Origin of the sequence: Mycobacterium sp., from assembly GCF_032162605.1 — a bacterium.
Taxonomy (GTDB): Bacteria; Actinomycetota; Actinomycetes; order Mycobacteriales; family Mycobacteriaceae; genus Mycobacterium.
On the sequence record NZ_JAVROT010000350.1, the window covers coordinates 1 to 7,357 of the forward strand.

Below are 7,357 nucleotides of genomic sequence, written 5' to 3' on the forward strand. Positions count from 1 at the left end.
CTGACCATGGAGAACATCGCGGACTTCGTCTCCGCGTACGTCGTCGGCAACCTACTCCAGATGGCGTTCCGGTTTTGGGCCTTCCGGCGCTGGGTGTTCCCCGACGAGCTCGCCCGCCATCCCGACAAGGCTTTCGAGGCGTCGTTCACCGCCGGTGGCCTTGCGGAGGCCATCGAGGACGAGATCGAAGTGGGCCACGGCGGTGTCACGCCGCTGCGGCCCAGGCGCGCCCGCCACGAGGATCAGCTTGGCGATTCCTCCGAACCCAGGGTGTCGAAGACTTCGTGATACAGCAGTGAGTGAACCTGTTCCACGCGAGGGATGTCGTGGAACTCGAGGGGATCTTGGCTCGCAGACTCGATGATCAGGGTGCCGGTCCGCAACATTCGGTCGAACACCCCGTGCCGGAACTCGACGCTGTTGATGCGCGCTAGCGGAATGTCGATGCCCGACCTGGTGAGTAGCCCGTGCCTGAACATGACCCGCCGTTCGGTGATGACGAAATGCGTTGAGCGCCAGTTCAGGAACGGCCACAACACCAGCCACCCGATCGCGACCAGCCACACCACGCCGATGACCGCCATGACGACGTTGGTGGCGACGGCCGAAGTCCAGTGGGCCTTGCTGACCACCGCGGCACCGAACGCCGCCAATGCGGTCGCGAAGAGGAGCACCAGGACCGGCAGGATCAGCCGCTTCCAGTGCGGATGACGATGCAGCACCACCCGCTCGTCGGCGGCCAGCACGTTCTCCGGATAAGCCACGCCTGCGACTTTAGCCGCAGGAGTCGCCGTTCTGACCGCATCGACGGGGGTTGTTCGTCAACCAATCGCGGTCGGCCGCAGGTGGACTACGTCGCCGGCCGACAACACCACGTCTTCGCCTGCCCGTTCGCCTTCGCCCTCGATGCACAGCCGACCCTGCTCGTCGACATCGCGGGCCACGCCGATCACCTCCCGGTCACCGGGGAGTTCGGCACGGACCAGCACGCCAAGCGTCGAACACATCGCGCGGTACTTCACCGCCAATCGCGAATCGGCCCCGCCAGATTCCCGCCAATCGCGGACGTGGTCGCCAAGGACGCCGAGTAGCTCGGTGACCACGCGGTGGCGACTCGGTGCGTCGACACCGAGTTCGGAAAGCGAAATCGCCTGGGGAGCGGCGATCTCGTCGTGGCGAAGCGTGACGTTGAGGCCCATGCCCACGACGATGACCCGTTGCGGCGCAGCGACTTCGGCGAGGATGCCCGCCAGCTTCCTACCCTTGACCATCACGTCATTGGGCCATTTCAACGCCACCTCCACGCCGGTGCAGCCATGGACCGCCTCGACGATGGCCACGCCCGCCGCCAGCGGCAGCCAACCCCAACGTTCGGTGGGCACGTTCCCCGCGTCGACGCCAACCGACATCGCAATCTGCGCGCGCGGCGCGTCGAACCAGGTCCGGCCCTGGCGTCCGCGCCCGGCCGTCTGATGCTCCGCGATGAGCACCGCGCCCGCGATGTCATCGCCCGCGGCCGCGCGCGCAATCAGGTCCGCGTTGGTCGAACCAGTTTCGGGCACCACGTCGAGCCGACGCCAACCCGCGCCCCCGAGCACGCTCTCGCGCAGCAACGTCTCGTCGAGCGGGTCCCGTTTCCCGTCAGCAGTCACGGGGTCAGCCTCGCACGGCTCAGTACGCGCCTGCGCCCTTGGTCACGGTTCGGATCGTCTTCGCGGCGATGAGCACGTCGTTGGTGATCGACCAATTCTCCACGTAGGAGAGATCGAGTCGCACGGAGTCCTCCCACGACAGATCCGAGCGTCCACTGACCTGCCACAGCCCCGTGATGCCGGGAAGCACCAGCAGTCGCCGGCGGACCTGGTCGTTGTAGGTATCCACCTCGCGGCGTAGCGGGGGTCGAGGTCCGACGACACTCATGTCTCGTCGCAACACGTTGAAGAACTGGGGTAGCTCGTCGATGCTGTACTTGCGCAGTAACTTTCCGATGCCGGTGACCCGCGGATCTTCCTTGATCTTGAAGAGCACGCCGCCGACGCTGTCATTCACGTTCAAGAGGGTGCCGACCTGCTTGTCCGCTCCATCGACCATGGTGCGGAACTTGATCATCTGGAACGGCTGGCCTTCACGTCCGATGCGTTCGGAGCGGTAGAAGACCGGGCCCTTGCTCGTCAGCTTGATCGCGATCGCCACGCCGATCATCACCGGCAACGCACCGAACAGCACGGACACCGACACCAGGTAGTCGAATGCCAGCTTCTGGACCTTCTTCGTGCCGCTGTACTGAGGCTTCTCCACGTGGATCAACGGAAGGCCCGCGACCGGGCGCATGGTCAGCCGCGGTCCGGCGACGTCGACCACACCGGGGGTGACCACCAGGTCGACGCCCAATTTGTGCAAGTCCCAAGACAACTCGCGCACACCCTCCGGCCCGAGGTGGTGGGTGGTGGTCAGTGCGACGGTTTCGGCATTGAGCTTCAGGATCGCGTCGTGTACCGCGCTTTCGTCACCAAGCACGGGCAGCGTGCCAACGCCGGGGATCTCGATGGTGCCACCGGACGTGCGTCCGGTGAGACACACGCCGACGACCGCATAGCCGTAACCCCAACCCCGAGTAAGGGACTGAACGAGGCTGCGCACTGCCCGGACGTCGCCGACGGCGAGCACTTTGAGGACGCAACGGCCCCGCCTACGCTGGCGGTTCAGGTAGCGGCGACAGATGTTGCGACTGACGACCAGTCCGGCCAACCCAAGCGGAAATGCGACGGCAAGGTATCCGCGCGCGTAGTCGGGCCGGAAGATCATCAGGGTCACGGCGACCACCCCGATGGTGCCCATCGTCGCGGACACCGCGCGTCGGTACTCTTCGTGGCCGGCACCGACGATCCGCGGCGATCGGGTGCGGTAGGCGGACAGCAGAGCGAGCCAGATCCCGGCGATCACGACCGACAGGCTCGAGAAGTCGATCCAAGCCGGATCGAGACCGGCAATCGGGCGGCCCAATTTGACCATCTGCGCGCAGGCCAACGCGACCACGACGACAACGACGTCACCCACCACGAGGGCTTGAACGTATCGGCGTTGCCACCGCGGACCGTTACCAGAATTGACGGTCCGCATGGGGGATGCAGCGGGCGCGAAAACCTCTTCTGCCAGCGACACTGGTCGCGCCACCTCCTGATTGCCAGCGGCTTGTTTCGCGAGCTCGCCCCCAGGCTCAGCAATACTATGACACTGTTTGCCAGAATCCGCTACCCATACGGGTTATCCTGGTCACGTGCGGATTATGCGGAAGCGTCACATTCGCCCTGTACGACCGCTTTCGCGAGTGCGCCCCACTGGTAGGCGTAGACGAACTCCCAGTCCAGGGGTGAATATCGGTAGCGCCGGGGCACCGGCACCATCACCGTCGCAGCGGGCGCATCGGAGAAGCACTGGTGAAAGATCAGCCGCGCGCGGGGCAGGTGATATCGCCAACTGATGACGATGATCTTGGTCCAGGATCGTTCCCTGGCGAGTGGACGCATCATGTCGGCCTCGCCGCGGGTGGTCGGCGGATCGGGTCGGCGGCAGATGACCTCGATGCCGCCGCCAGACGCGCTGCACACCCGTTTCATCACCCGGTCGCGGGGATCGTTCGGGTTGGAAATGACAACGGTCTTCGCCAGGCCCGCCCGCGCCAGGCTCAACCCGTAATCCTCCCGACCGTCGTGCTCACCCCCGAGCACGATGATCGCGTCGGCTGGCCGTAGCTGGTCCACCGTCGCACGGGTGAACACCACGTATCCGCTGATGCCGAGGTCGACCAGGACGATCCCCACCACGACGAAGACGACTTCGAGCGCTACCAGGATTCGCCGACGCGCCGACATGCGGGCCGGGTGGGTCACGACGAATCCCGCTCCATCGCCAGGGATTTCACACCACAGCGGTTCAACTGCCACACGTTCGAAGCATTCGTGATCTTCGACCTTCCCGATGGCGCACACACTGCCGCGAGTAATGGACGACGGACACCACGAATGTAATCGGCGTTCACCGGCGAGCAATTGGCCCGCTCGGGAGCCCCGCGATCGCAACGATCCGCGGGGATGCGGGCCCCGCTCGTCAGGCTCCGGCCGCTTCTGCTCGGGAAACCTGCATAGGAGGACGAACCGCGTTGTCGCTACGATCCTTGACCATGACTAGCGTTACCGAGCCTTCTACACCCGCGGCGAATTACGAGATCGACATCCACACCACCGCGGGCAAGCTGGCCGACCTTCGCAAGCGCGCCGAAGAAACGGTGCATCCCGTCGGCGAGGCAGCGATCGAGAAGGTGCACGCCAAGGGCAAACTGACCGCCCGCGAGCGCATCTTCGCACTGCTGGACGAGGGCTCGTTCGTCGAGCTCGACGCGCTGGCCAAACACCGCAGCAAGAACTTCGGACTGGAAGCCAACCGCCCGGTTGGTGACGGGGTCGTGACCGGCTACGGCACCATCGACGGTCGCGACGTCTGCATCTTCAGCCAGGACGCCACCGTCTTCGGCGGCAGCCTCGGCGAGGTCTACGGCGAGAAGATCGTCAAGGTCCAGGAGCTGGCGCTCAAGACCGGCCGCCCCCTGATCGGCATCAACGACGGCGCAGGCGCACGCATCCAGGAGGGCGTCGTCTCGCTGGGGCTTTACAGCAAGATCTTCCGCAACAACATCCTGGCCTCGGGCGTCATCCCCCAGATCTCGCTGATCATGGGCGCCGCCGCGGGCGGGCACGTCTACTCCCCCGCGCTGACCGACTTCGTCATCATGGTCGATCAGACCAGCCAGATGTTCATCACCGGACCGGACGTCATCAAGACGGTCACCGGCGAAGAGGTGACCATGGAGGAACTCGGCGGTGCGCACACGCACATGGCCAAGTCGGGCACGGCGCACTACGTCGCCTCTGGCGAGCAGGACGCCTTCGACTACGTCCGCGACCTGCTGAGCTACCTGCCGCCCAACAGCGCGGCCGAGCCGCCGCGCTATCCGGCCCCGCCGCACCCCGGCGCCATTGAGGACAACCTCACCGACGAGGACCTCGAACTCGACACCCTGATCCCCGACTCGCCGAATCAGCCGTACGACATGCACGAGGTGATCACCCGCATCCTCGACGACGACGAGTTCCTCGAGGTGCAGTCCGGCTACGCGGGCAACATCGTCATCGGGTTCGGGCGGGTCGACGGACGTACCGTCGGCATCGTCGCCAATCAGCCCACCCAGTTCGCAGGCTGCCTGGACATCAACGCCTCGGAGAAGGCGGCGCGATTCGTGCGTACGTGCGACTGCTTCAACATCCCGATCATCATGCTGGTGGACGTTCCTGGCTTCCTCCCTGGAACGGACCAGGAATACAACGGCATCATCCGGCGCGGTGCCAAGCTGCTGTACGCCTACGGCGAGGCCACCGTCGCCAAGATCACCGTCATCACCCGCAAGGCGTACGGCGGCGCGTACTGCGTCATGGGGTCCAAGGACATGGGCTGCGACGTCAACGTCGCGTGGCCGACCGCACAGATCGCCGTGATGGGCGCCTCCGGAGCCGTCGGCTTCGTCTACCGCTCGCAGCTCAAGGCAGCGGCCGCCGACGGCGCCGACGTCGACGCCCTTCGACTGGAGCTGCAGCAGGACTACGAGGACACCTTGGTCAATCCCTACGTGGCCGCCGAGCGGGGATATGTCGACGCGGTCATCCCGCCGTCGCACACCCGCGGTTACATCTCGGCCGCACTGCGCCTGCTGGAACGCAAGATCGTGCAGCTGCCACCCAAGAAGCACGGCAACATCCCGCTCTGAGCTGCGCTCAATCCGGCCCCTGACGAACGGACTACCCGTGTCACAAGACGTCGACATCACCGAGGTCTCCAACCCACGAGACCTGACCATTGACGCACCCGCCGAGTCGTCGGTGCCGCAAATCAGGATCCTCAAGGGCAATCCCACCGATGAAGACCTGGCCGCACTGGTGTGCCTGCTCGCAAGCGGCGGCGGTACTCCAGAGCCCGGTCCCCAGGAGCTCAACATGTGGGGGCTGCCGATCGACAAGCTTCGCTACTCGGTGCACAGCTGGCAGACGGTGACGCTGGTGGAGAGAACACACATGCGGCGTTGATGAGCCGCTTGCGCGAAGAAAAACGTGCGGAGATGAGCCGCTTGCGCGACGAGAATCAGTCATGACGCGAGTCATCCTCGCGTCGGCCTCCCCCGGCCGGCGACGAGTGCTCCGTCAGGCCGGCATCGATCCGCTGGTCATCGTGTCGGGCGTCGACGAGGATGCGATCGTCGCCGGCCTGCCCGACGACTCCCCGCCCGGTGACGTCACCACCGCGTTGGCCACGGCGAAGGCCAGGGCGGTCGCGGCCATGTTGCCGACCGACGTCGCGGTGGACTGTGTGGTGATCGGGTGCGATTCCATGCTCTTCCGCGATGGAAGATTGTGGGGCAAGCCGGAGTCGGAGTCGGCCGCCGTTGCGGGCTGGCGGGCAATGGCAGGCAGCTCGGGGCAGCTGTACACCGGGCACTGTGTGATCCGGTTGCGCGGCAACGCGATTGAGTGCGAACTGGCCGCGGCCTCCTGCACCACGGTGCATTTCGGCAACCCGCCGCCAGCCGAACTCGATGCATACGCGCGCAGCGGAGAGCCGACGGCCGTGGCAGGCGGGTTCACACTCGACGGGCTCGGCGGGTGGTTCGTCGACGGCGTCACCGGTGACCCGTCGGCCGTCATCGGCATCGGCCTCCCGTTGACGCGGTCGCTATTCGAACGAGCAGGGTTGTCGATCGCGGACCTATGGGGTACCAACCCGGTGCCTTGACCGCGCCCAGGCGAGAAAAGCCCGAAAAGCACGCCCAGTCCGCTCGCCCGTGCGGTGTTGGGACACAGCCAAACCGGATGGCACCTCACGCAAGTTGCTCGACGTCAGTACGTTGCGCAACAGTGGCTGGCGGCCGAACTACTCGCAGATCGGCGGCATCGTCGAGACGGTGTCCTGGTACCGGTCCAACCAGTCGTCGCTGCGGAGCTAGCGCTTCGTTGGCCGGCAAGTAGGCTGCTCATTGTGTCGCTACCTGCAGACCCGCATCCCTCCCTGGCCGCGTACGCCCATCCGGAACGGCTGGTGACCGCCGACTGGCTGGCGGGCAACATCGGCCGCCACGGCCTGGCCATCGTCGAGTCCGACGAGGACGTCCTGCTGTACGACACGGGCCACGTCCCCGGCGCGGTGAAGATCGACTGGCACACCGACCTCAACGACCCGCACGTGCGCGACTACATCGACGGCGCCCAGTTCGCCGACCTGATGAACCGCAAGGGCATCGGCCGGGACGACACGG

Annotated in this window: 8 protein-coding genes and 1 pseudogene; 5 read left to right on the top strand and 4 right to left on the bottom strand. The window is 65.7% G+C overall.

Annotated elements, in window-relative coordinates; translation table 11 throughout:
- Positions 1-288, top strand: a pseudogene (locus tag QOI01_RS19735) (GtrA family protein); the annotation flags it as partial.
- On the opposite strand, the gene QOI01_RS19740 reads toward QOI01_RS19735, so the two are convergent.
- The 4 genes from QOI01_RS19740 to QOI01_RS19755 all read right to left on the bottom strand — a co-directional run bounded on the left by QOI01_RS19740 (position 243) and on the right by QOI01_RS19755 (position 3,890).
- The gene (locus tag QOI01_RS19740; protein ID WP_526383886.1) at positions 243-764 is read right to left on the bottom strand and encodes a PH domain-containing protein; all 522 of its coding nucleotides are present in this window, start codon (positions 762-764) and stop codon (positions 243-245) included. The pseudogene QOI01_RS19735 and the gene QOI01_RS19740 overlap by 46 nt on opposite strands.
- A gap of 57 nt (positions 765-821) precedes the next feature.
- Positions 822-1,652 carry a biotin--[acetyl-CoA-carboxylase] ligase gene (locus QOI01_RS19745; RefSeq protein ID WP_526383888.1) on the bottom strand — a complete coding sequence of 277 codons (831 nt, stop codon included), beginning with the start codon at positions 1,650-1,652 and terminating at the stop codon, positions 822-824.
- A gap of 19 nt (positions 1,653-1,671) precedes the next feature.
- On the bottom strand, positions 1,672-3,057 hold the full coding sequence (locus QOI01_RS19750; protein ID WP_526383890.1) for a sugar transferase: 1,386 nt from the start codon (positions 3,055-3,057) through the stop codon (positions 1,672-1,674).
- Between the two features lie 227 nt (positions 3,058-3,284).
- Entirely contained in the window at positions 3,285-3,890 is a 606-nt protein-coding gene (locus QOI01_RS19755; RefSeq protein ID WP_526383892.1) for a YdcF family protein, read from the bottom strand.
- Between the two features lie 290 nt (positions 3,891-4,180).
- Between QOI01_RS19755 and QOI01_RS19760 the strand changes: the two genes are divergently transcribed.
- The 4 genes from QOI01_RS19760 to QOI01_RS19775 all read left to right on the top strand — a co-directional run.
- Positions 4,181-5,818, top strand: coding sequence for an acyl-CoA carboxylase subunit beta (locus tag QOI01_RS19760; protein WP_526383894.1), 1,638 nt, complete (start codon positions 4,181-4,183; stop codon positions 5,816-5,818).
- A gap of 37 nt (positions 5,819-5,855) precedes the next feature.
- Complete coding sequence (locus QOI01_RS19765) at positions 5,856-6,134, top strand: acyl-CoA carboxylase epsilon subunit (protein WP_526383896.1); 279 nt, start codon at positions 5,856-5,858, stop codon at positions 6,132-6,134.
- Between the two features lie 61 nt (positions 6,135-6,195).
- Positions 6,196-6,837, top strand: a complete 642-nt coding sequence (locus QOI01_RS19770; RefSeq protein ID WP_526383898.1) for a Maf family protein — start codon at positions 6,196-6,198, stop codon at positions 6,835-6,837.
- Between the two features lie 243 nt (positions 6,838-7,080).
- The coding region (locus QOI01_RS19775; RefSeq protein WP_526383900.1) for a rhodanese-like domain-containing protein at positions 7,081-7,357 on the top strand (277 nt) is incomplete at its 3' end.

Bases quoted from the DNA above. Each gene is read 5' to 3' on its own strand.
- QOI01_RS19760 (WP_526383894.1), top strand. From the start codon at position 4,181: ATGACTAGCGTTACCGAGCCTTCTACACCCGCGGCGAATTACGAGATC.
- QOI01_RS19770 (WP_526383898.1), top strand. From the start codon at position 6,196: ATGACGCGAGTCATCCTCGCGTCGGCCTCCCCCGGCCGGCGACGAGTG.